Genomic DNA, 916 nt, shown 5'->3' with positions numbered 1-916 from the left:
GACGTGCGGCGATTGACCTGTTGAAAAATCCTGATAAAGGCAGGGACGAAGCGTTAAAAAAATACACGCAACTTGTCTGCCAGTTGCTGAAAATGCCGATGGGCTTTGTGTCGATTCTCGATGATGAAAAGCAATACCATAATTCTGCTCAGAGTATCGTAGTCGCGGAAACCAACTTGGGCGAAGAATTTTGCGTGCAGACCTTGAAACAGGGTGAAACTATCATTTGTGATGATACGCATCAGCACCCAATATTTTGTCGCTATCAGGCTGTCAGGGAGGCTCCATTCATTCGTTTTTATGCGGGGTGCCCTCTTAAAACACGTGATGGGGTTGCTGTGGGTACCTTGTGTATCTTAGATATTCAGCCAAGGATACTTTCAGATGAGCAGATTGGTATTTTTGAAACCCTGGCCGAGCTGATATCGGATTTCTTAGCCTCCTGGCACGCACTCGGCTACATCGATGTTGTCACCCTTTTACCAAATCGACAGCGACTTCTGAAGGACATCGAGATTTTGGCGGTGGGCGCCTTCAGGGTCATCATCATTGACTGCATTGATATGCCACTTGCCTACGAGATGGCCCGTTCATTGGGGATGCATGTCGTAGAAAATCTACTCCGTGACATGGCTACAGAACTGCATGCCCGGTTGCCGTTTGCTGGGAAACTCTATGCCGTGGCGGTCGGACGCTTTGCCTTTTTCACTCCTGCGCAGATGGCTCTTTCATTAGATGATATCACCCTAAGTCTTCAGGGAACCCAAGCCAGAATCAACCGGGAAGTTGCGCTAGATTTGGATATCCACATAGGTGACTCGGGACTTTGTGATAACAACCTGACGCCAAATGAAATTCTGCGCCGCGCAGTCAGCGCATTGCATGAGTCGATAAGTCATGGGCAACGGTTTAGTAC

The 916-nt window shown here is 48.4% G+C and carries 1 protein-coding gene; it reads left to right on the top strand.

From position 1 onward, the window contains the following. The coding region (locus AC1DUO_RS25480; RefSeq protein WP_477989477.1) for a GAF domain-containing protein at positions 1 to 916 on the top strand (916 nt) is incomplete at both ends.

It is taken from the genome of Rahnella sp. P4_A8 (assembly GCF_056402435.1).
This window is presented reverse-complemented; position numbering and strand designations above follow the sequence as displayed.